This window comes from Streptomyces sp. NPDC030814 (genome assembly GCF_055572155.1).
Genome location: NZ_JBVIDX010000030.1, coordinates 42804 through 63543, shown reverse-complemented (window position 1 = coordinate 63543; position 20740 = coordinate 42804). Strand labels below are relative to the sequence as shown.

The window sequence follows — 20740 nt, the reverse complement described above, 5'->3', positions numbered from 1 at the left end:
ATCGTTCCTCCACACAGGGTGTGATCAGGCAACTCCCGGTTCCAGGAGCCCCGTGCGCAGCCGCTTGATGATGCGGCTGATCAACCGGGAGACATGCATCTGGGAGACACCGAGCTGCGCGGCGATCTGGGACTGGGTGAGCTCCTCGACGAACCGCAGATGGATGATCCGACGCTCCCGCCGGTCGAGTTGGGCGATCAGCGGCGCCAGCGAATGGAAGTCCTCGACGAGTTCCAGCGACGGATCCAGCCCGCCGATGAGGTCGCCCAGCACCGTGTCGCCGTCCTCGCCGCCGTCGAAGGTGAGCGCCGCGTCCAGCGAGGAGGTGTTGTAGCCGTTGGAGGCCTTGCGCGCTTCGATGACCTCCTCCTCCGACAGGGACATCAGCTCGGAAAGCTCACGGGTCGTCGGCATACGGCCCAGCCGGGACTGCAGCTCGTCCGTGGCCTTGGCCAGCTCCACACGTGCCTCCTGGAGCCGCCGCGGCACGTGCACGGCCCAGCTGGTGTCCCGGAAGAAGCGCTTGATCTCGCCGACGATGTAGGGCACGGCGAACGTCGTGAACTCCACCTCACGGGACAGCTCGAACCGGTCGATGGCCTTGATCAGCCCGATCGTCCCGACCTGGACGATGTCCTCCAGGGAGTCCTCACGGCCGCGGAAGCGGGAGGCGGCGTACCGCACCAGCGACAGGTTCATCTCGATCAGCGTGTTGCGTACGTACTGGTATTCGTGGGTCCCCTCGTCCAGCATGCCCAGCCGGTCGAAGAACTGCCGCGACATCGCACGCGCGTCCTTCGGCTTGATCTGCGACGGGTCCTCGATCCGCGGCAGGGTCGCCCCCTCCGTCGAGACCGTCTCCCGTGCCGTGGCCGTTGTCCGCGCTGCCGTCACGGCTGCCATGCCGTCCACCCCTCTCGCCCGAATGCTTGCTGCCATCCCTCGCTTGCCCCGGTCTTCGCAAGTCAGTCGCCCTTCACCTCGACAGGGACGCTCTCCCTCCGCACTCTGGCCGGAAGTCATCGCCGGGCCGCAGCCGGGCAGGTGCGGACGCCTCACCGGCACCGCCGCCCGGACCGGCGACGCGTCACCAGGAATGTGCGCACGGTTGTTTGCCCACCGAATCGCGGGGCAAGCGGTGTGCACGCCTCCGTACGGGAGGCACGCCGGAGGAAACGGTGTTCCGCGTCCGGGCCTTTCTCGCCCGCCCGCCGTTCCCCTCCGCGAGTCCCTGACAGCGTCGTTCAGGAGCGATTCCGCATGCTGGTCAACGTGTCCGCAAACGGATCCGGTACGTCCGCCCGCCCCGGCACCATCGACAGAAGGTCACATGACGACGCCCCCGACACCGCCGCCGCCTTCGCCCGGCTGGCCGCGATGGACGAGGGACCCGAACGGGACGCCGTACGGGATGCACTGGTACGGGCCTGGCTGCCCATGGCGCACCGCATCGCGGGCCGCTTCCGCAACCGCGGCGAGTCCCTGGATGACCTGCGCCAGGTCGCCGCGATGGGCCTGGTGAAGGCGGTCGACCGCTACGAGCCCGAACGGGGGGCGTTCGAGAGCTACGCCGTGCCCACCATCACCGGAGAGATCAAGCGGCACTTCCGCGACCGGATGTGGACCCTCAGGGTTCCCCGGCGTGTGCAGGACCTGCGCAACAAGGTGCGCGTCGCCCGCCGCGAACTCAGCCAGACCTCCGGCGCCACCGAGCCCTCGGTCGCCGAGATCGCCGCCCACACCGGCCTCACCGAGGAAGAGGTCAACGCCGGGATGGAGGCGTTGGAGAGCTTCAGCGCCCTGTCGCTGGACGCCGAGACGACCTCCGGGGACGACGGCTACAGCCTCGCCGACACCCTCGGCTCGTGCGACGAGGCGTACGACGTCGTCGTGGACCGGGAGGCCGCCAAGGAAGGGCTGCGCCGACTGCCCGAACGTGAACGCGCCATCCTCTACATGCGCTTCTTCGAGGACATGACCCAGAACCGCATCGCCGACCGGCTCGGCATCTCCCAGATGCACGTCTCCCGCCTCATAAGCCGCAGCTGCGCACGGGTCCGCGAAGAGGCCCTCGGCCAGTCCGTCGAACCTGGCGACGGCCGGCGCACCCGCACCAGCTGAGCGACCGGCCCGGCACCGTCCGCCGCGTCGCACCCGGACCGACCCGTCCATGAATCCTGTCGTCCAGATCACCCAGGAGCGAAACAGATGCTGATGCCCCATCCCGCGACCCTGCGCCGGCTCGTCGAGGAATACGAGTCGCTCACGTCGCACGAGGGCGAGCGGAACGACCCGCAGGCCGCTCGCCGCGCGCAGGACCTCGCGTACACGTTGTGCGTGTCCACGGGCACCCGCGACGTCCGCCAGGCCTTGGAGGCAGCGCGCCGGCAGCTCGCCGCCGCGCAGGCCACCGCAACGGCCGAGCTGTGCGGGTACGGGATGGGAATGAGTGGCGATCTCGACAGCCATGGTCCGGGCAGGAGCGGGTATGCGGCGCTTCATGAACAGTGACGCACACCCCTGTCCCCCCTCGTTGACCCCGCGGACACCATGACAGCGATGGAACGCCGGCCGGTCGGCAAGCACAGCACCGCCCCCGCCGAGGGCCCGTCCGCCGAGGCGACACGGCCGCCCGTCACGATCAGCAGCGCCGCGGCCGCCCGCCGCCATGCGCGGTCGATCGTGGGGGAACGGTGGCGTTCGCCGTCCGGGCCCCCGACCGAGGCAGCCATGATCGACCTGCTCCTGGTCGTCTCCGAGCTGGTCACCAACGCGGTCCGGCACGGCGGGGGGCTGGCCGGCTTCGACGTCACGGTCACCGTGGACGGCGTACGGCTGGATGTGCGGGACTACAGTCCCGCCGTCCCGGCCGCCGCCCACGGCCCGGGCATGCCGCCCCGCGCCCACGAGGGCAGCGGATACGGCTGGCCGCTGATCAACCGGCTGTCCAGCGAGGTCGACATCCGCGGCAACGCGGCGGGCGGCAAGACGATCAGCGTCCTGGTGCCGCTGAGCTGATCACACCGGAGCGCCCCGGCCCGTCGGCCGTGGCGCTCCGTCCCACCAGGGCAGAAGACCGGTCTCACCAGGCAGGAAGAGGGGTCTCACCAGGGCAGGAAGACGTGGATGTCCTTGCCACGCTCCCTGCCCTCGTCGCGCACCACCACGCTCACCTCGTCACAGAGTGTGTGGATGAGATACCAGCCGATACCGCCGCCGCCCTTGCTCGGATGGAAGGGACGCGGCTCGGGCGACGTGACGCTGGTGTCGTGCATCGTCACATGCACCCCGTCGTAGGTGCGGCGCATGGTGAGCTCGAAGGGCCCCGGGGCGTACTGCACCGCGTTCGCGGCCAGCTCGGTCACCACCAGCAGGATGTCGTCCCAGTGCTCCTGGGCGGCGGGCAGAGACGTGCGCGCCAGCGCGCCGAGGAACTCCTCGGCTGCCGCACGGGCACCCGTCACGTCGCCCAACTCTCCGTCGAAGGCGGCGTGACGCTTCTGGATCTCCTCGGAAGGCAGTTTGTCGTCCCAACGCGGCTCTGTTGCCATCTCGTCTTTCCCCGCTCAGCTCATCGAGGCGGACGCGATCTCGCGTTCCTCTCCGAGGCACGTGCTTCCCCCGATGAGAGCGGCTACGCGTTCGAAATGGTAGGGATATGTGGGGCATTGGGGAAGACAGTGACTTCATGCCGCCCTCGCCGTACGAGTGCCCGCTACCGGTCAGCCGACTCACCTTCTTCGCCAGGTGTCCGCAGGACCAGCAGCGCCACGTCGTCGTCGTTCTCCGCGGGACGCGCCCGCTCCAGCAGCAGATCGCAGAAGACATGCAGGGGACGACGGACCAGCGCCGCGGCGTGCTGCCGCAACCGGGCCAGGCCCCGGTCCAGGACGTGCCCCGGCGACTCGATCAGGCCATCGGTGTACAGCACCACCGTGGCCAGCGGCGGCAACGGGGTCAGCGTGTCGGTACGGGCCCGGGTGAGACCGGTGCCGAGCAGATGGTCGTGCTCCTCGTCGAGGAAGGCGGACCGCCCGTCGTGCGTGATCAGCAACGGCGGCGGATGACCGGCGTTGGTCCACCGCAGCGCCCATCCCTCGGCTGCCCGCTCCACCCTGCCGAAGATCATGGTCGCCATGGATGCCTCGGTGACGTTCACCACGGCCTGGTCCAGCCGTTCCACGATGGCGCTCGGCGGCTCCTCCAGCGCCCAGGCGTAGGCGCGGAGCATGTTGCGGACCTGCGCCATCCCGGCGGCCGCGTCGATGTTGTGCCCCACGACATCGCCGATGGCCACCGCCGTCGACCCGTCGGCCAGCGAGAACGCGTCGTACCAGTCGCCGCCGACCTGCGCCGACTGCGACGCCGGCACGTACCGCGCGGCCATGCTCAGCCCCGGCACCTCCGGCAGCTGCGGCAGCAGATGCCGCTGCATGGTCTCCGCGATGTGCCGCTGCCGCTGGTACAGCCGGGCGTTCTCCAGCGCCAGCCCCGCCCGCCGCGCGATGTCCTCCAGCAGCGACAGCTCGGCGTCCGTCATGACCCCCGACTCGGCGTTGCGCCCCAGCGTGAGGGCGCCCAGCACCGCGCGCGGCCCACGGATCGGCGCGATCGCCGCCGACTGCATGCCCGTCACCTTGAACAGCCGCTGCTGCGCCACCGCGATCCCCGAGTCGGGCGGCCCCTGGTACGTCTCCGGGCCGGCCAGGGTGGACGCCGCCCCGCGCAGCGCCCGCGACAGCGGCATGAGCGACTCCTCGTGCACCGGCGGCAGCGGACCCTCCAGTTCCTCGAACCGCACCAAGGCACCGCCGTGATGGGTCGCCACCGTGGTCCGCCAGACGTCGTCGCTCTCGGTGATCAGGTCGACCACCGCCCAGTCCGCGAGCCGCGGCACCACCAGCCGCACCAGCCGCGCCACGGCCTCCTCGGAATCCAGCGTGGAGGTCAGCCGGGTCGTCGTCTCGGCGAGCAGCGCCAGCCGGTCCAGCTGCGACAGCGTCGGCGAAGCCGCCGTCGAGGGGACCCCTTCCTCGGGGTCCATCTCGTAGAACAGGACCGCTGCTCCCAGCCCACCCCCGTCGAGCCTGCACGGGGTGACCAGCCAGGACACCGGCAGCAGCGCGTCGTCGCCCCTGGCGAACCACTCGTGCGCCCCGCCCCGCGTACTGCCGCCGAGGAACGCGTGCATCATGGGGCAGGTGGCCCGCGGCATGGTCTGGCCACGGCCGTCCCGGTGGAGCAGGTCATGGGCGTCCCGGCCGACGAGTTCGCCCGCCGAACGGCCGAGCAGGAACTCCCCGCGCGCGTTCACCGCGACGATGACGCCGTTGTCGTCCACCACATACATGCCCGCGTGGACCAGGTCGGGCAGGTCGCCCGATACCCGCACTGCGGGGCCGGGGGGCCGCCCGGCAGTGCGGTCGGGACGCCACGCGCTCATGCTCGGGTTCCTCGCCTTCGAGTCTCTGCCAACGGGGCCGTCGGCTCCCCGCCACGGGCGGGGAGCCGACGCACGTCCGGAACGCAATACCCCGTCCGTGCCGACCTACGCGCACCGACATTTTCGTCCAGGCGACGCCGCCGGACCAGGCGGACCTCATGCCTGTGTGTGCCGTACGCAGGCGGCGACGACCTCCCGCAGACTCCCCGTCCGCTCCATCACCTCCCGCTGCACCCGCGCCCCGTTGCCGCGCCGCGCGAGCGTGGCGACCGAGTCACGGACCAGATCGAGGTCTCCGGTGTCGGCGAGCGCCTCCTCGACGTGGTCCAGCAGCGAGCGGATCACGTCGTCGGCGGGCTGCGGGCGCATGGTCACGGGGTCCAGCAGGTTCTCCGACATACCCGACCGGGCGGCCCGCCACCTGGCCAGCCGCAGCAGCGCGGGCGTGTGGCCGAGCGGCTCCCGGCCGGCCCGCCACTCGCGGGCCGCCGTGTCGACGAGCCCCCTGGTCAGGGCCGCGATCAGGACCGCGGTGTCCGGGTGCAGACACACGTCCGCGACCCGGACCTCCACGGTCGGATACCGCTGGGACAGCCGTGCCTCGAAGTACACCATCCCCTCGTCCCGCACGACCTCCGTCGCCGTCAGCTCCGCCACGCACCGGTGGTACCGCTCGGCCGAGCCGAAGATCTCCGACGGTCCGGCCATCGGCCAGATGTCCCACACCTGGCTGCGATAGCTCGCGTACCCGGAGTCCTGGCCCTGCCAGAACGGCGAGTTCGCGCTGAGCGCCGTCAGCACGGACAGCCACGGACGGATACGGTCCAGCACGGCCACGCCCTCGTCCTCGGACTCCACCGACACATGGACGTGGCAGCCGCACACCAGCTGGATCTGGGTGTTCAGCCCGAACTCCCGGGCCATCCACTGGTACCTGCTGTTCATGGTGATCGTCGGGTGCACCGGCAACGGCGAGGTGGCCAGCGCCACGACCGCCCCGCCGACGTCCTCCGCATGACGCTCCGCGTCCTTGCGGCACCGGATGATCTCGGATCCCAGGTCCGCCATGGACGACTGCGGATGCGTGGCGAACTCGACCTGCTCGTCGTGGAGCTCCTTCTCGAACACGTCCTCCCCCGAGCCGTCCCGCGAGGCGCGCGCCAGCACCGCCGCGGCCCTGGCCTGCGGCTCACCGGTCTCCGGATCGACCAGGAGGAGTTCCTCTTCCACTCCGACGGTACGCACGTGATGTGGCCCTTCTCCCATGAGGTGGTGACAGCCGTGTGCCCTCGGACGTCCCCGGAACACCTGAGGCGGGCCGGTGGGGCAGGTGCCGTGTACGCCGCCATGGTCCGGGTACTCGTGCTGCGCTCCGGGAGCCGCGCCGGGTCGGCGTGGCCCCAGTCCCCGACCGAGGAGGAGGAGAACGTGACCAGCACCGCTGAGACCGGGCACGTGACCGGCACGGCCGACAAGGACTACAACCTGATCTGGTACGTCGAGGCCTGCCTGGAGAACGCGCTGCGTCTGGAGACCTACATCCAGGACGCGGAGCGGGCGGAGGACAAGGAACTGGCCGAGCTGTTCCGCAAGGCGCAGGCCGACAGCCGCAAGGGAGCCGAACTCGGCAAGCAACTGCTGACCCGGCGGCTGGCGGGCTGACCCGCCGCGGGCGGATCCCACAGGCCCGGGTGAGGCCCTCACCCGGGCCGCACCGTGCCCGTACGCCTCGGCGAGCATGGCACCACTCCCCTAGGGGTCCTTTCCCTATGCCCGCCCGGGTCGCGTGGTCCGGTGCCGAGGATGTAGCCGAAACCTGGGCCGCACGGCGCAGGCGCGTCCGCGGTGGCGGCACCGGATCCCGCCTCCCGGCGCGCCGGCCGGACCGCCCGGAGCGGCAGACTGGTCCCCATGACCCGACCGGATCCCACAGTTCCCACGAATCCCAAGACCGACCTGCGCTTCTATCTGCAGTCCGCCCGCGACGCCCTGCTCTGGAAGCTGGAAGGGCTCTCGGAGTACGACATCCGCCGCCCGATGACACCCACCGGAACCAACCTGCTGGGCCTGGTCAAGCACGCCGCCGGCGTGGAACTGGGCTACCTGGGCGACACCTTCGAACGTCCCTCGGGCGAACCTCTGCCCTGGCTCGACGCCGAGGCGGACCCCAACGGGGACATGTGGGCCACCGCCGAGGAGTCCCGCGAGTACATCGTCGGCCTCTACCGCCGTGCCTGGGCCCACGCGGACGCGACGATCGACGCGCTGCCCCTCGACACGATCGGCAGGGTGCCGTGGTGGCCGGACGACCGCGACGAGGTGACCCTGCACCACGCCGTCGTACGCGTGACCGCCGACACCCACCGCCACGCCGGACACGCCGACATCATCCGGGAACTCCTGGACGGCGCCGTGGGAATGAACGAGACCAACACGAGCCTGCCGCCGGCAGACACGGCATGGTGGGAGAACCACAGGAACCGACTGGAACAGGCAGCCAGGGAGGCCGCCCGCGACAACTGACCGAGCCGGCACCGTCCTTCACCCCGGACCGTCCCCGGCGCGGGCCCGCCTGACGACTCAACGCTCCCTGCCGCGGGGTGGGAGGGGTGTCCGGACCTCGTCCGTCTCCGCCGGCCGGGCCCGGGGGCCCGGCCGGCCACAGCCGGCGCCGGCCCTTTACGGCGTGAACACCTCTTCGAGACGGTCGATGGCTCCGTTCTTCCCCAGGTGGTAGGTGAAGACGAGCCCGGAGTCCGGGTTCGCGTCGAGCCAGTCGAGGAACTCCTGGACACCGATGGGCTGGTTGGTGGTGCTCTCCACGATGGGGTTGGTGACCGTGACGTACGCGGCCTGGTCCATCGGGATGTACGTCTCCTTGCCCACCGTCTCGAACGGCGCGCCGTCCGAGTCGGGCGTGCCGCATCCCCAGTTGCCGTGCTTGACGATCAGGCTCAGTGACCCCCCTTCCGGGGTGTAGCGGTAGACAGCGATCTCGTCGGGGGAGATGGGCATCTTGTGATCGCAGTCGTCACCGCCGTCGGCGCTGCCCCCTCCGCCGCCCCCGGACCCCGAGGCCGAGCCCTCGGACGGCTTCGAGGTGACAGAGGTACCCCCGGCGGACTTGCCCCCGCTTCCCCCGTCCGTGTCGGTGTTCTCACCCGCGCCCGCGGAAGCCTTCGCTCCGGTCTCCTCGCCCCCCGTACCGGCGCTCGCCCCCGCCTTGCCGTCGCCGCCCGTCGCCGTCACGGTCGGCTGCGCGTCACTCCCGGCGCCCTCCGTACCGCCGCCCCCCGAGCAGCCTGCCAGGCCCAGCGCCCCCACGGCGCACACGCTCAACACGGCTGCCCGGACGGCGCCGGGTCTGCGGCGGCTCTTCCTCGGCGTCAGGTTCATGTTCCGTCCCCCCACTCAGGTGGTTCGATCTCTCCGCGAGCCCCGTCGGCTCGGGTAGAAGGGACGAGTTCCGGCCATCGGCAGTTGCACGCCCTGGCTAGATTCTGCATGCCGGACGCACGCCTACCGCGCCCGGCACCACACGCACCGCACGCCGAGGGATGCGAGAACCTGCTCGGACCCGAGTCAGCCGAGGGTGCCCAGCGGGACGTACGGACACTTCGTCCTCGACCGGGAGATGTTGCTGGAATCGGCCGGCGACGGGCAGAGGAACTTGGTGTAGCGGGTGTCGTTGTCGATGAAGATCTTGAGCCAGGGGATCGTTCGCCGCGTCACGTGCGAGTTGCCCCACGTCGGGAAGCCGTGGCCGCCGCCGGCGAGTTCGACGAACGCGCTCTTCGTGCCGGCCGGCATGCCGCCGTACAGGCCGTCGAGGTACGAGGGGGTGACCGTGCCGTCGTCACGGGCGCCCATGATCATCGTCGGGACCCGCAGGGTGGACAGGTTCTGCGAGGGGGAGAAGGGCGCCAGCGGGACGGCCGCCTTCAGGGAAGGGCGCCGCTCGGCCGCGCTGATGGCGCCGCCACCGCCCATGGAGTGGCCGATCACTCCCAGTCGGTTCGGGTCGACCCGGTCGCGCACCGGGCTCCTCTGGGTGAGGTAGTCCAGCGCGGCGAGGAGCTGGGTGCCGCGGGCCGTGTCCCAGTCGTTGGGGCTGTTGGTGTCGATGCCGATGACGACGAAGCCGAACGAGGCGAGCCAGTGCCCCATCCAGGCCCCCTCGGCGTTCCACCGGGCGGTGTAGCCGGGCACCGCCGCGATCGCACCCCAGGTGCCCTGGCTGGTGTCGGTCGGATAGTAGATCCTGCCGCCGTTGAAGCCGTTGCCCGGCGACACGGTCATCTCCGCGGTGGCGAACGTTCCCCTCTGGGCCGCCACACTGGTCACCGTGGGGTCCGGGCCCCGCTGGTACGGGTTGTCCTGGGCCGATGCCGACTGTGCCGAGACCAGTGCCGCCAGCAGGGCGGCCACGATCGCGACCACCAACGCCCTCGGCCCGGCCCGCCGACTCCCCTGACGGGACCTCGCCCGGCCGGTGCCGGTCTCCTGCTGCGCGGAGACCTCGGTGACACGTGACTGCATGGTGGTTTCCTCCCTCTCGTTGTATGTGCGCGGAGCGCGGCGGTGTCGGAGCGGTCGCCGGCGGTCAGGGTGTGTGGACGGTGGGGCGGGGCGGGGTGGGCATGCCGGCGCCGATGAAGAAGCCGGGGTGGGGAGGCTGGTTGTAGGCGGTGTTCTGCCATGCCAGCGCGGTGCGGTACTGGGTGTCGTGGAGCAGGGTGGTGATACGCGTCGCGGTCTGGTGAGGCGTGCTGTAGACGCGCAGGGCGCGGTTGTCGCTGGTCCGCCAGACGACCTCTTCGCGCCAGTCGCCGAGGAGGTCCCCGGACAGGGCGGGGGTGGACTTGGTGCCGTTGTTGGAGGAGACCCCGGACCCGGTCAGCAGCCGGGTGTCGCCGGACGTGCCGTACTTGTCGATGCGGGTGCCGTCGAGGAGTTCGCGCACGGGATCGCCGTCCCACCACGACAGGAAGTTGATGCTGGACGGCTCCCGGCCGAGGGATCCGCCGGTCGCCGAGCGCAGCGTGGTGTCGGAGGCGGACCATGCCTCGGCGCCCGCGCTGCCGGCGTAGATGTCGGCGGCGACTCCGCGACCGTTGTCGCTGCCGGAGGCCGTCTGCCACAGGATCTGACCCGTGCGCGCGTCAGCCATCCAGGAGCCGGGCTTGCCGGCGTCCTCGGAGACCTTGAAGTACTCCAGTCCCGCGCGGGCCGGGTTGAGGTCGCCGACGTGACCCGCGTCGCCGTGGCCGAGCCTGGTCGTCCAGAGCCCGGCACCGTTGTCGTCGACGGTCATCGCGCCGTAGACGATCTCGTCCCTGCCGTCGCCGTCGACGTCCGCGACGGACAGACCGTGGTTCCCCTGTCCGTCGTACCCCTTGCCGCTGTTGGTGGAGGAGGTGGTGTCGAAGGTCCAGCGGCGGGTGAAGGCGCCGCCCCGCCAGTCCCAGGCGGCGAGGACGGTGCGGGTGTAGTAGCCGCGCGCCATGACGAGTGAGGGGCGGGCGCCGTCCAGGTACGCCGTGCCCGCGAGGAAGCGGTCCACGCGGTTGCCGTAGGAGTCGCCCCAGGAGGAGACCGTGCCGCGGGCCGGGACGTAGTCCACCGTGCCCATCGCCCTGCCGGTCTGCCCGTTGAACATGGTCAGGTACTCGGGGCCGGACAGAACGTAGCCGCTGGAGTTGCGGTGGTCGGCGGAGGAGTTGCCGATGACGGTGCCCGTGCCGTCCCGGGTGCCGTCGGCGGTCTTCATGGCGACCTCGGCCTTGCCGTCACCGTCGTAGTCGTACACCTGGAACTGCGTGTAGTGCGCTCCGGAACGGATGTTGCGGCCCAGGTCGACACGCCACAGCCGGGTGCCGTCCAGCCGTATTCCGTCGACGATGGTGTTGCCGGTGTAACCGGACTGGGAGTTGTCCTTGGCGTTGGTCGGCTGCCACTTCAGGACCAGATCGAGTCTGCCGTCGCCGTCCAGGTCGCCGGTGGAGGCGTCGTTGGCCTCATAGGTGTACGCCACCCCGTCGGGTGTCGTTCCGCCTGCGGGGGGCGAGATCGGCACGTCCAGGTACCCGGCCCTGAACTGGAGCGCACGCTCCGACGCCGGCTGCTCGGTGCCGTTCACCACCGGGCGGACCGTGTAGTCGGCCGAGTCCGCCGCGCCGGCGTCGAAGTAGTTCGTCGAGGCGGTCAGGGGAGAGGAGTTCAGCTTGGTGGCGCCGCGGTAGACGTTGAACGCCACGTCGTTCGAATCGGTGGCCAGCCACCGCCACGACACCAGGTTCCCGCCGCTGGTGTGCGTGCTGATCAGCCCCCGGTCGAGGCGCTCCACCTGGCGCGCGGTGGCGGCGTGCGCGCTGTGCGGGAGCGCGGTGAGGGCGGAGACGGCCAGCACGGCGGCGGCCGTGACACCCAGGGTGCGCCTGCCGCCCGACCGGATCGACCGGCTCGTCGATCTCCGGGATCCGGGCGTGCGTCGGGGACGCGAAGGTACGTCGGTCATGATGACCTCCGATGCGTGGGGGGGAGTGAAGCGGTGTCGCCAGTGCTGTGTGCGGGCCAGGGGTCACTCCATGGGTGTGGGAACGCTCCCATCGGTGGGAGGGTAAGAACCGATCTGATGCTCCGTCAAGAAATCTGTCGGACCCGGACTTTCGGCCATGTTCGGATTCGTGGCCTCGGCTCCTCTTCGCTGACTGACAGCCCGGACGCCTCCCTGGAAACTGCGTGGTCCCCCTGCTCGGCGTGGGAACGATCCCGGTCGGCTGACCGGCGAAGTGCGAGTCGGGAAAGGCAGGCTCGCGGCTGCTCGCCGCAATCCCCCTCAGGACCGGGACCGTTCACACACCCGGTATGCCCATGGCGGCAGCCGGATGTGATCGCGTCCGCCGGTCGCTCATGCCCCGACCGGCCCTCGACCGCTCGACCGCTCGACCGCTCGACCGGCGCGGCACGCCGCCGCCGGCGTTCATGTATCAGCGCCCTCGGCCCCCACAACACCTGCCCGCCGACCGGCTCGACCGCCATTCCCCCGGGGCGCGATCGGCGGACGGGGAAGGAGCGACCATGTCCCCCACACATGCGTCCGGTTCGACCCCGGTGCCCGTCAGCCGCCGGACGTCGCTCCGGGCCCCACCGCGACCGCGGGAGCGATCGCCGACGCGGCCGTGTTCCCGGAAGGGGAAACGCCGGCCGCAGCCCCGGCGGCGCGGGCGCGGACAGCGGCACCGTGCCCGAAGCCGTCGCGGCCCACTGCGCCGTGCCGCGTTCGCACACCACCGCCCCCGCCGCAGGCGCTGTTGCCGCTCCGGTCACCGTGTGGCCGGCCGGCGACTCCACCATGGCCGACCCGGGCTCCGGCCCGTTGCCCGGTCGGCTGGGCAGCCAGTTCGACGCCCTGTTTTCAACAGGAGGTGACCGCCAGGAACCAGGCGGTGGGCGGTCGCAGCGTCCAGACCTGGCCGCACGAGTCGAACGTGTGGCCAGGCGAGGCCAACGGCGGCGCAACCACGCCATGTTCCCCGGCGAAGTCGTCGCCACGAACGACTGCATCCACCGACACGGCAACCAGGGCTGGTCCGACACCACCCTCTACACGGGGTGAACCCCCTGCTCCATGTGCATGAGCGCGACGGCGTGGGCGGATCTGCGACGTGTCGTCCGGGGCAGCTCCATCGACGAGATCCGCCGCACCGACATCACACAGATCTCCCTGTCCGCACCCGATGTGGCCACCGCCGCGCGGTCCTTCCACACGCCCGCGCTGCTCCCGGGCGGCGTACTAGCCGACCGCACCAACCGTCTCTTGCGCGAAGCCCAAAGGCTCCGGCAGTCTCTCCCGGCCCCGCCCGCGACCCACACCTCCTGACTTCGGCGGCCCGCGAGGCAAGCACAGGGGCCGGGCCGAGGGGACGCGTCCTGCGCGACGGCACGGTTTGCCCCATCGCCGACGACCGCGGCGCCCCCTGACGCCGCCCGCATGAGCGGTAACCGCACCCCCCCGTCCGGCCCCAGGGGCACTGGCTCACACGAGGGGCACCGCCCCGCCCGTGACGCGGACGCGGGGGTCCTCGCCGGACACGTCGATCCGCAGGTCGCTGGGGCGCCCCATGTCCTCGCCCTGGCGGATGTCGATCGTGGACGGGGCGGTGATGAGGCCGAGGGCACGCAGGTAGCCACCGAAAGCCGCCGCGGCGGCGCCGGTCGCCGGGTCCTCGACGACACCGCCCACGGGGAACGGGTCGCGGGCGTGAAAGAGGTGCGGGGACTCGCGCCAGACCAGGTGGACCGTCGTCCAGCCGTGGCGGCGCATCACGTCGGCGAGGCCGTCGAAGTCGTAGGCCAGGTCGGCGAGGCGGGACCGGGAGGCAGCGGCGAGGACGAGGTGGTCGTTGCCGCCGAAGGCCACATGGGGAGGCAGGGCGGTGTCCAGGTCCTCCGGGGACCAGCGCAGTGCCTTGAGGGCCTCGTCCAGTTCGGCGGGTGTGGCGGGTCGGGAGAGGGCCGGAACGCTGGTGAGGGTGGCACGGGTCGTGCCGTCGGCGGGGTCGACCGCGGTGGCGACGGGGATCTCGCCGGCGGGCGTGTCGAAGAGGAGGTCGCCCCCGCCCAGCCGTTCCGCGAGGGCCACGGCCAGTGCCACGGTCGCATGGCCGCAGAACGCCACCTCGGCGAGCGGGCTGAAGTAACGGACCCGGAAGCGGCGCGCGGACGCGTCCGCGGCGGTGACGAAGGCCGTCTCCGAATAGCCCACCTCGGCGGCGATCGCCAGCATCGCGGCGTCGTCGAGCGCGGAGGCGTCGAGGACCACACCGGCGGGGTTGCCGCCTGCCGGGTCGTTCGAGAAGGCGGAGTAGCGCAGGATGCCGGTCGTCGCCTCGGACGGCCGGGCCGCGTCGGGGGAGCCGGAGGGGGCCGCGGAACTCACGCCGCTTACATCGTCTCTGGGGTACGCGTCGCTGGTCATGCCCCCACGCTGCCAGTGAACGGCGATCGCGTCCAACGATCATCAGCGATCGAGTCCATCGATAATGTACATAACGGCAGGCAGTGCGATGGCCGACTAGTCTGGGCGTCGTGGACACCCGACTGTTGCAGACCTTCATCACGCTCGCCCGGACCGGCAGCTTCACCGCGGCCGCCGCCGAGTTGCACCTCGCCCAGTCCACGGTCACCGTCCACATCCGCACGCTGGAGCGGGAGTGGGGCACCCGGTTGTTCGACCGGTTGCCCACCGGAACGCTGCTCACCGAGTCCGGGCGACGGCGGCTGGAAGGGGCGCGGGAGGTGCTCGACGCCGTGGCGCGGCTGCGCGGCGGCGGTGTCGGGGAGGGCGGTGACGGCGTCCTGCGGGGGCGGGTGCGGGTCGGTGCCCCTGAGTCGCTGTGTGCGACCAGGCTGCCCCCGCTGGTCGCCGCACTGCGCGACCGCCACCCGGACGTGTACGTCGACCTGTACGCGGCCGGAACGGGCGAATGCGTGGAAGGGCTGAGGTCCGGGCGGCTGGATCTGGCGCTGCTGCTGGAGGACGAGGCAGATCCACTCTCCCCGGATGTGGCGGCCGAGACGGTGGCGCACGAGGAACTCGCCCTCGTCTGTGCTGCCCGGCATCCCCTCGCGGGGCGCGAACGACCGCCGACCTGGGCGCGCTTGGCGAGGGAAACCTTCTTCCTGCTGGAGGAGGGCTGTTCGTACAGCGATGCGTTGGAGCGGCGGCTGCTCGCCGTGCCGGACGCCCGGCCCCGGCTGACCCGGTTCGGTGGCGTCGACGCGGCGCGCTCATGTGTCGCCGCCGGACTGGGACTGACCCTGCTGCCACTGACGACCGTGGAGGAGCAGATGCAGCAGGGCAGACTGGCGCGCGTACCGGCGCCGGGCTTCAGCGGTATCCCCGTGCGGCTGGCCCGCCACCGCAGACGGTGGACGTCCCCGGCCGCGGGGGCCGTGGCGCGGGAGATGGCCCGACGGTGGGCGGACGGCGAGGTCTCTCGGACAGCCCCTACCGCGCCACGCGGTAGCGGACGTACACGACTTTCGAGGTGAAGATGCGGGTCTCGACCAGTTCGAGATCCACCCGGCGCCCGTCCCGGGGAAAGAAGGGAATGCCGCCGCCGACCAGCACCGGGTAGACCCTGGCCCGGTACTCGTCGATCAGCCCCAGTGCGGCCGCCTCGGCGGCGAGCGTCGCACCGCCGATCGCGATGTCGCCCGTCCCCGGCTCGGCTCGCAGGCGCTCGATCTCCTCCGCCAGGCCGCCGGAGGCCAGGCGGGCGTTGCCCTGCACCGCCGGCAGCGTGGTGGAGAACACCACCTTGGGCAGCGGCTTCCAGAGCGCGGCCCACTCGAGCTGTGATGCGTCGAGCGAGGGATCCTGGTCGGCGGTCTCCCAGTACAGCATCGTCTCGTACAGCCGTCGTCCCAGCAGGTGGACACCGACGTGTCGGATCTCGTCGATCCAGGAGCGGAAGACCTCCTCGTCGGGCGTCGTCCAGTTGAAGTCGCCGTCCGGCCCGACGATGTAGCCGTCGAGTGAGACGTTCATCGAATAGGTCACGCTGCGCATCAGAAGTCCTCCTCCGTGACGGGCTCGACGGTACGACCGCCGGACGTCGGACACCGGATGACGCACCGTGGCCCGCGAGGCGGACCACGACGGCCCCACCGCCGACTGGCCGGCGGGGCCGGTTTCATTCCTCCAGACGGCTCAGCGCCTGCATGGCCTCACGTTCGGTCCGTGCGAGTTCGGACAGGGTGGTGCCTGCCTCGATGAGGTACTGGGCATCGCCCGTACGGCCGGCTTGCGCGATGAGCGACGCGGTGTGCGTCCACAGCCCGGCGGCTTGCGCGTACAGCGCGTGCCCGGTGCGCAGGTGCGGACTGTCGATCAGCTCGGCGCATTCCGCGAGGAAGTCGCGGTACAGGTTCCGGAAGAGAGCGCCGCCGGTGCCGGCCTTCTCCATCAGCAGGGCGGCCTGCGGCAGATCGTGCTGCGGGTCGTCGCTCCGCTGGAGCCAGCCGCGTACCTGCTTGCCGGCCTTCTCGATACCCCGGTGGCCCAGGTTGGCGATGGGCGGGTCGAGGAAGGCGTCGGCGCAGGCGGTGATGGCCGGGACGACCCGCTCCCGTGGGGGAGCGGTGTTCGCCGAGGCGGTGACGGTGAAGGAGCGGTGCCTGGCCGTCATCGGCCCGCGCGCGGCGCGGGCCGCGGCGAGGCTGGTCAGGCTGGTGGTCACGGCCCCGCCCTGGGAGGCGGTGTCGACGAGTCGGGCGTGCTGGTCGTCGTAGCCGTACAGGGCGACGATGTGCCCGCCGAAGTGGACTTTCGAAGTGAAGTAGTCGAGGTGGTAGCTGTCCAGTTGCAGTCCGACGGGTCGGCCGGCGTCGACGGCGGCCGTCACGTTCTCCCAGGCCCTGCGTGGGGAGGTGGTCTCCTTCACCTGGAGGTCCAGCCCCAGCCTGTCGGCGAGGCCCATGGTGAGGGCGAAGGGTTTGACGCGTCCTCCGAGGAAGGGGAAGTCCATACTCTTGCTGTCCCAGTAGATGAAGGACAGCCCTGCGCCGAGCCCGAAGAGCATGGCTTCGGACAGATCGAGCCCCTGGTGACGCAGCAGCACCGCGAGCGTGGTGGTCTCGCAGTGCTGCATCCCCCGGGCGTCGATGCCGTCGACCTGCGTCATGAGATGCGCTCCCGGACGGTGCGTGGCGGACGGGGTCACCGGCTGGTCCTGGTCGGCGGTCCGACACAGTACCGGCATCGGTACCGGCCGTCGGGGCCCGGCCTCGCCGGTGCTGAAGTGACGCCCGATGATGCGGTGATGGTGGCAGAGCACGTACCGACGTATACGACTCGACTGCTCACCTCGGAGACCTGGGGGGACTTCGCGTCCCTCGTGGAGCAGCACAACGGTGTGTGGGGTGGCTGCTGGTGCAGCGTGATGAGCGGGGGAGGCCGCGGCCGGCGCTCTTCGACCTCGGTCCAGTGCGAGCACGACAGGGGCGCGGAATGCGGGCAGCCTCATGCATGGTCCTTGCGTAGCTGCCGACGACGGGCCCGCGAGTTCGCCGCGGGACGTCCATGAGGCCGACGTACCGATCGTACCCGCGGGGCCGGCCTCGATCGGCGCGCACCTGCACCAGCACCCCTGCACCAGCACCTCGGCGGCCCGGATGCCGGGCCGAACCATGTCGGCCGGCCGCGGAGTCCCCGGCGGGCCGAACCGCGGGCGCCGGCCCCATGGATCTCAGGTAAACGGGCACCGAACGGGCACGCTCAGCCGGCAAACGGGCACTGGTCCCCCGGTGGCGAGGGCTCCCTCCGCCTCGTGAAGGACCTCAGTGGTTCGGCAACGGCAAGCCCGACTGCCCTGGTCGCGCGCTTTGCCGCCCCCGGGCCGGGGAGGGTGGGGGAGTGAGGTGCGAAGCGTCCTGTAACGGAAAAATCGTGACGAAAGGAGCGCAAGAAGGTGAGCCGGTATGCCGACGGACTTTCAGGCAAGGAACCGCTCCCTTTCGGACAGAGATACTCAAGTGTTGAACACGCCAGGGAAGTTTGGTTGGATGGCTTTCACTCGGGAAGCCTTCCGTCCGTCACTCAGGACCTGTAAGGGCAGCGGGTCGGCAATTGAACAGCCCATGGCGATTCACTGTTCGCCGGAACAGAATGAATCCGAATGCACAGGAGAACGCGCTCAGGTGTGCTCTAGCGATACACAGAGAAAATGTACGCACCCCCGCAGGTCGATAGTGCGCGGTTCGGTAATGCGCGGTCGCATCTTCTGCGTCGGAGGGCGTTGAAGTTGGAACTTGGTTTAGGCAGCGAAACGCAGATCGTCTGGCACGACCTGGAGTTCCGGGTCCGGGCCGAGGACCCCGAGGTCCTCGACTACGTCAGCAGCCAGCACCAGCTCGCCCGCGGGGAGCCCGCTCAGGCCGTCACACGGATCACCGTCACAGCCGTGAGCGACCCGTCAGGGCTGGAGAAGCTGGCGGCCCAACCGGTCACCGAGCGCCGGGAGTCCTACGCGGGATGGTGGTACGGCTGCCACCACCGTGAGGACGGAACGTTCGTCCTCGTCTCGGGGGAGGGGCACGAGTTCCCGCACGCCCTCCTCACCACCGACTTCCTCTCCTGGGAGATCATCGCCGCGCACGAGTGTGAGCTGGGGCTCGTCGTCACCCGCACCCTGCGGGAACTGGTCCGCGAACACTTCGTCGACCGCGGTGCGCTGATGCTGCACGGCGCGGCGGCCGTCCTGCCCGACGGCACCGGCGTGGTCCTCGCCGGCCCGTCCGGCGCCGGCAAGACCTCGCTCTCGGTGCAGCTCGCCCAGGCGGGCGGCCACTGCGTCGCCACCGACCGGTGCCTGCTGCTGGCCGACGGCCCGGCATGGACCGTGGTCGGCCTGCCCCTGTCCGTCCGGCTCACGCAGGAGGCGGCCGTCGGCCTCGGGATCGCGCCCGGAGAGAAGAACAAGCTCATCAGACACGGCGAGGCGGCCACCCGCAGACCGGACCCCAAGAACAAGATGTCGCTCAGCAACGGCGAGATGCGGCGCCTGGCCGGCGTCGAGTTCCTGGCGTCCACCCGGATCGACCGGCTGGTACTGCTCGAGAACACCGGCACGCCGGAACCCTTGTCCAGCCCTGTCCCAGAGGCGGAGGCCGTGGCGGCGCTGGCCGAGCACATCCTCGTTCCCGACACGGCGTACCGCACCCGGTGGCTGTCCGCCGACCCGAGCCCCGAGCCACCCGGCGATCTCACGGGCCGCCTCCGTGAACTGGCCGCGGCCGTGCCCGCCCTGCACGGTGAGTGGACACCGACCACGTACAACGGCGGCGCTCTGGGCGCCTGGCTCGCCCCGCGCGCCGAGATGACGGGAGACCCTGCACGATGACCGCCCCCCAGATCCGTTACAGCGCCCGTGCTCTGCTGCTGGACGAGGACGGAAGACTCCTGCTGTTCTCCAGCGTGGACGACGACAACGGCGAGACCTTCTGGTACCCCGTGGGCGGTGGCATCAAGGACGGGGAGTCTCCCGAGGACGCTCTGCGCCGCGAGGTCGAAGAGGAGACCGGCCTCAAGGACTTCGAGGTCGGCCCCCAGATCTGGTACCGCGAGGCCGTGGCCTCCTGGGGAGGCAACACCTACGACTGCCGCGAGCGCATCTACCTCTGCCGCGTCCCGCACTTCGAGATCGACACCAGCGGCTTCAGCCAGGGTGAGATCGACACGGTCAGCGGCCACCGCTGGTGGACGCAGGACGAACTGGACGCCGCCACCGACCGGCTGGTCCCCGCCGATCTCGCACCCCGGCTCCGTGCGGTCCTCGCCGACGGGGCTCCCGCGGAACCCGATGTCGTCGGCAGCTGAGCACGGGACCGAAAGGCACAGGCACATGAAAGGACTGAAGGGGCGGCCCGCACTCGTGACCGGAGGTGCCCAGGGCATCGGCAGAGCGGTCGCCGCCCGCCTCGCCGACGAGGGTTCCCACGTCATGATCATGGACATCGACGAGGACTCAGGACGGTCCACGGCCGCGGACCTCACCCGGCACGCGGGCACCGGCCGGGTCGCCTTCGTACGCGGCGACATCGCGGACGAGGACGACGTGGTGGCCGCCGTGGAGGCGGCACGCACCGCGTTCGGCGGAGTCGAACTGCTCGTCAACTGTGCCGCCGCGTTCATCATGCGCGGGATCGAGGCCACCGTGGAGGAGTGGCGGCGCGTCACGGACGTCAACGTCATGGGCCACGCCCTGATGGTCAAACACGTCGCGCCCCTCATGGAGGCCGCCGGAGGGGGCAGCGTCGTCAACGTCTCCTCGATCTCCGCGCACATCGCCCAGCCCCGGTTCGTCACGTACAGCGCCACCAAGGCGGCCATCATCGGCATGACCCGGTGCATGGCCACCGACCTGGCCGGGGCGGGGATCCGCGTGAACGCGGTGAGCCCGGGAACCGTCTGGAACGACAACCTCGCGCGCCGCTACAAGGAGAAGTACGGCGTGTCGCGCGAGGAGGCGGACGCCCACCCGGACATCGGCGGCAAGCACATGCTGCACCGCACCGCCGACCCGGAGGAGATCGCCTCCACCGTGGCGTTCCTGCTCTCCTCCGAGGCCAGCTTCGTCACCGGCGAGAACCTCATGGTCGACGCGGGACACACCGTGATGTGATGTCGCCACGCGTGGGCAGCGAACTCCGCTCCCCACGCGGGCGGTTGCTTTCCCGGATTCCGCCGCCGTCTGCGTGCTGCCTTCCGTGCCGCGTTTCCGGTACGCCCGC

General features: G+C 70.9%; 21 protein-coding genes. 11 read left to right on the top strand and 10 right to left on the bottom strand.

Annotated features, from left to right (window positions below; all coding sequences use genetic code 11):
• Window positions 1-24: 24 nt before the first annotated feature.
• Entirely contained in the window at window positions 25-903 is an 879-nt protein-coding gene (locus tag ACZ43N_RS37405; RefSeq protein ID WP_468103626.1) for an RNA polymerase sigma factor SigF, read from the bottom strand.
• A gap of 357 nt (window positions 904-1260) precedes the next feature.
• Here ACZ43N_RS37405 and ACZ43N_RS37400 point away from each other — a divergent pair, with 357 nt between their 5' ends.
• From ACZ43N_RS37400 to ACZ43N_RS37390, 3 genes are all read left to right on the top strand, one after another.
• The gene (locus ACZ43N_RS37400) at window positions 1261-2121 is read left to right on the top strand and encodes a SigB/SigF/SigG family RNA polymerase sigma factor (protein WP_468103624.1); all 861 of its coding nucleotides are present in this window, start codon (window positions 1261-1263) and stop codon (window positions 2119-2121) included.
• 87 nt (window positions 2122-2208) lie between these two features.
• Entirely contained in the window at window positions 2209-2511 is a 303-nt protein-coding gene (locus tag ACZ43N_RS37395) for a DUF5133 domain-containing protein (RefSeq protein WP_468103622.1), read from the top strand.
• A gap of 48 nt (window positions 2512-2559) precedes the next feature.
• Entirely contained in the window at window positions 2560-3018 is a 459-nt protein-coding gene (locus ACZ43N_RS37390) for an ATP-binding protein (RefSeq protein WP_468103620.1), read from the top strand.
• Window positions 3019-3104: 86 nt separating this feature from the next.
• On the opposite strand, the gene ACZ43N_RS37385 is transcribed toward ACZ43N_RS37390, so the two are convergent.
• From ACZ43N_RS37385 to ACZ43N_RS37375, 3 genes are all read right to left on the bottom strand, one after another.
• Complete coding sequence (locus ACZ43N_RS37385; RefSeq protein ID WP_468103619.1) at window positions 3105-3551, bottom strand: ATP-binding protein; 447 nt, start codon at window positions 3549-3551, stop codon at window positions 3105-3107.
• Between the two features lie 164 nt (window positions 3552-3715).
• Window positions 3716-5443 (bottom strand): SpoIIE family protein phosphatase, encoded by a 1728-nt coding sequence (locus ACZ43N_RS37380; protein WP_468103617.1) that lies wholly within the window; start codon window positions 5441-5443, stop codon window positions 3716-3718.
• 156 nt (window positions 5444-5599) lie between these two features.
• Window positions 5600-6688, bottom strand: a complete 1089-nt coding sequence (locus ACZ43N_RS37375; protein ID WP_468103616.1) for a glutamate--cysteine ligase 2 — start codon at window positions 6686-6688, stop codon at window positions 5600-5602.
• 183 nt (window positions 6689-6871) lie between these two features.
• Between ACZ43N_RS37375 and ACZ43N_RS37370 the strand changes: the two genes are divergently transcribed.
• Window positions 6872-7105, top strand: coding sequence for a hypothetical protein (locus ACZ43N_RS37370; protein ID WP_468103614.1), 234 nt, complete (start codon window positions 6872-6874; stop codon window positions 7103-7105).
• A 249-nt stretch (window positions 7106-7354) separates the two neighbouring features.
• On the top strand, window positions 7355-7966 hold the full coding sequence (locus ACZ43N_RS37365; RefSeq protein WP_468103613.1) for a DinB family protein: 612 nt from the start codon (window positions 7355-7357) through the stop codon (window positions 7964-7966).
• Between the two features lie 156 nt (window positions 7967-8122).
• Here ACZ43N_RS37365 and ACZ43N_RS37360 read toward each other — a convergent pair whose 3' ends face one another.
• From ACZ43N_RS37360 to ACZ43N_RS37350, 3 genes are all read right to left on the bottom strand, one after another.
• Window positions 8123-8839, bottom strand: a complete 717-nt coding sequence (locus ACZ43N_RS37360; protein ID WP_468103612.1) for a hypothetical protein — start codon at window positions 8837-8839, stop codon at window positions 8123-8125.
• A 186-nt stretch (window positions 8840-9025) separates the two neighbouring features.
• Window positions 9026-9982 (bottom strand): dienelactone hydrolase family protein, encoded by a 957-nt coding sequence (locus ACZ43N_RS37355; protein ID WP_468103611.1) that lies wholly within the window; start codon window positions 9980-9982, stop codon window positions 9026-9028.
• Window positions 9983-10046: 64 nt separating this feature from the next.
• Complete coding sequence (locus tag ACZ43N_RS37350; protein ID WP_468103609.1) at window positions 10047-11960, bottom strand: rhamnogalacturonan lyase; 1914 nt, start codon at window positions 11958-11960, stop codon at window positions 10047-10049.
• 726 nt (window positions 11961-12686) lie between these two features.
• On the opposite strand from ACZ43N_RS37350, the gene ACZ43N_RS37345 reads away from it, so the two are divergent.
• Both ACZ43N_RS37345 and ACZ43N_RS37340 read left to right on the top strand, forming a co-directional pair.
• Window positions 12687-13061: a hypothetical protein gene (locus ACZ43N_RS37345; RefSeq protein WP_468103607.1), complete on the top strand. Its 375-nt coding sequence runs from the start codon at window positions 12687-12689 to the stop codon at window positions 13059-13061.
• Between the two features lie 18 nt (window positions 13062-13079).
• Window positions 13080-13325, top strand: coding sequence for a hypothetical protein (locus ACZ43N_RS37340; RefSeq protein WP_468103606.1), 246 nt, complete (start codon window positions 13080-13082; stop codon window positions 13323-13325).
• Between the two features lie 156 nt (window positions 13326-13481).
• On the opposite strand, the gene ACZ43N_RS37335 is transcribed toward ACZ43N_RS37340, so the two are convergent.
• Complete coding sequence (locus ACZ43N_RS37335; protein WP_468103604.1) at window positions 13482-14423, bottom strand: PhzF family phenazine biosynthesis isomerase; 942 nt, start codon at window positions 14421-14423, stop codon at window positions 13482-13484.
• Between the two features lie 110 nt (window positions 14424-14533).
• Between ACZ43N_RS37335 and ACZ43N_RS37330 the strand changes: the two genes are divergently transcribed.
• Window positions 14534-15499, top strand: a complete 966-nt coding sequence (locus tag ACZ43N_RS37330; RefSeq protein WP_468103602.1) for a LysR family transcriptional regulator — start codon at window positions 14534-14536, stop codon at window positions 15497-15499.
• On the opposite strand, the gene ACZ43N_RS37325 is transcribed toward ACZ43N_RS37330, so the two are convergent.
• Both ACZ43N_RS37325 and ACZ43N_RS37320 read right to left on the bottom strand, forming a co-directional pair.
• Window positions 15456-16019 (bottom strand): dihydrofolate reductase family protein, encoded by a 564-nt coding sequence (locus ACZ43N_RS37325; RefSeq protein ID WP_468103600.1) that lies wholly within the window; start codon window positions 16017-16019, stop codon window positions 15456-15458. The genes ACZ43N_RS37330 and ACZ43N_RS37325 overlap by 44 nt on opposite strands.
• Window positions 16020-16143: 124 nt before the next feature.
• Window positions 16144-17133, bottom strand: coding sequence for a BtrH N-terminal domain-containing protein (locus ACZ43N_RS37320; RefSeq protein WP_468103598.1), 990 nt, complete (start codon window positions 17131-17133; stop codon window positions 16144-16146).
• 1119 nt (window positions 17134-18252) lie between these two features.
• Between ACZ43N_RS37320 and ACZ43N_RS37315 the strand changes: the two genes are divergently transcribed.
• From ACZ43N_RS37315 to ACZ43N_RS37305, 3 genes are read left to right on the top strand one after another with little or no spacing between them, the layout of a single operon-like run.
• On the top strand, window positions 18253-19350 hold the full coding sequence (locus ACZ43N_RS37315) for a hypothetical protein (protein ID WP_468103596.1): 1098 nt from the start codon (window positions 18253-18255) through the stop codon (window positions 19348-19350).
• Entirely contained in the window at window positions 19347-19826 is a 480-nt protein-coding gene (locus ACZ43N_RS37310; protein WP_468103594.1) for an NUDIX hydrolase, read from the top strand. Before ACZ43N_RS37315 ends, ACZ43N_RS37310 begins: the two co-directional genes overlap by 4 nt.
• A gap of 25 nt (window positions 19827-19851) precedes the next feature.
• Complete coding sequence (locus tag ACZ43N_RS37305; RefSeq protein ID WP_468103592.1) at window positions 19852-20631, top strand: SDR family NAD(P)-dependent oxidoreductase; 780 nt, start codon at window positions 19852-19854, stop codon at window positions 20629-20631.
• Window positions 20632-20740: the final 109 nt, after the last annotated feature.

What these genes read in the sequence shown, in the direction of transcription:
- ACZ43N_RS37335 (WP_468103604.1), bottom strand. Translation starts at nt 14,423, where the DNA reads ATGACCAGCGACGCGTACCCCAGAGACGATGTAAGCGGCGTGAGTTCC.
- ACZ43N_RS37365 (WP_468103613.1), top strand. Translation starts at nt 7,355, where the DNA reads ATGACCCGACCGGATCCCACAGTTCCCACGAATCCCAAGACCGACCTG.
- ACZ43N_RS37395 (WP_468103622.1), top strand. Translation starts at nt 2,209, where the DNA reads ATGCTGATGCCCCATCCCGCGACCCTGCGCCGGCTCGTCGAGGAATAC.
- ACZ43N_RS37325 (WP_468103600.1), bottom strand. Translation starts at nt 16,019, where the DNA reads ATGCGCAGCGTGACCTATTCGATGAACGTCTCACTCGACGGCTACATC.
- ACZ43N_RS37400 (WP_468103624.1), top strand. Translation starts at nt 1,261, where the DNA reads ATGCTGGTCAACGTGTCCGCAAACGGATCCGGTACGTCCGCCCGCCCC.
- ACZ43N_RS37310 (WP_468103594.1), top strand. Translation starts at nt 19,347, where the DNA reads ATGACCGCCCCCCAGATCCGTTACAGCGCCCGTGCTCTGCTGCTGGAC.
- ACZ43N_RS37355 (WP_468103611.1), bottom strand. Translation starts at nt 9,982, where the DNA reads ATGCAGTCACGTGTCACCGAGGTCTCCGCGCAGCAGGAGACCGGCACC.
- ACZ43N_RS37390 (WP_468103620.1), top strand. Translation starts at nt 2,560, where the DNA reads ATGGAACGCCGGCCGGTCGGCAAGCACAGCACCGCCCCCGCCGAGGGC.
- ACZ43N_RS37350 (WP_468103609.1), bottom strand. Translation starts at nt 11,960, where the DNA reads ATGACCGACGTACCTTCGCGTCCCCGACGCACGCCCGGATCCCGGAGA.
- ACZ43N_RS37405 (WP_468103626.1), bottom strand. Translation starts at nt 903, where the DNA reads ATGGCAGCCGTGACGGCAGCGCGGACAACGGCCACGGCACGGGAGACG.
- ACZ43N_RS37320 (WP_468103598.1), bottom strand. Translation starts at nt 17,133, where the DNA reads ATGACGCAGGTCGACGGCATCGACGCCCGGGGGATGCAGCACTGCGAG.
- ACZ43N_RS37380 (WP_468103617.1), bottom strand. Translation starts at nt 5,443, where the DNA reads ATGAGCGCGTGGCGTCCCGACCGCACTGCCGGGCGGCCCCCCGGCCCC.
- ACZ43N_RS37305 (WP_468103592.1), top strand. Translation starts at nt 19,852, where the DNA reads ATGAAAGGACTGAAGGGGCGGCCCGCACTCGTGACCGGAGGTGCCCAG.
- ACZ43N_RS37340 (WP_468103606.1), top strand. Translation starts at nt 13,080, where the DNA reads ATGAGCGCGACGGCGTGGGCGGATCTGCGACGTGTCGTCCGGGGCAGC.
- ACZ43N_RS37385 (WP_468103619.1), bottom strand. Translation starts at nt 3,551, where the DNA reads ATGGCAACAGAGCCGCGTTGGGACGACAAACTGCCTTCCGAGGAGATC.
- ACZ43N_RS37360 (WP_468103612.1), bottom strand. Translation starts at nt 8,839, where the DNA reads ATGAACCTGACGCCGAGGAAGAGCCGCCGCAGACCCGGCGCCGTCCGG.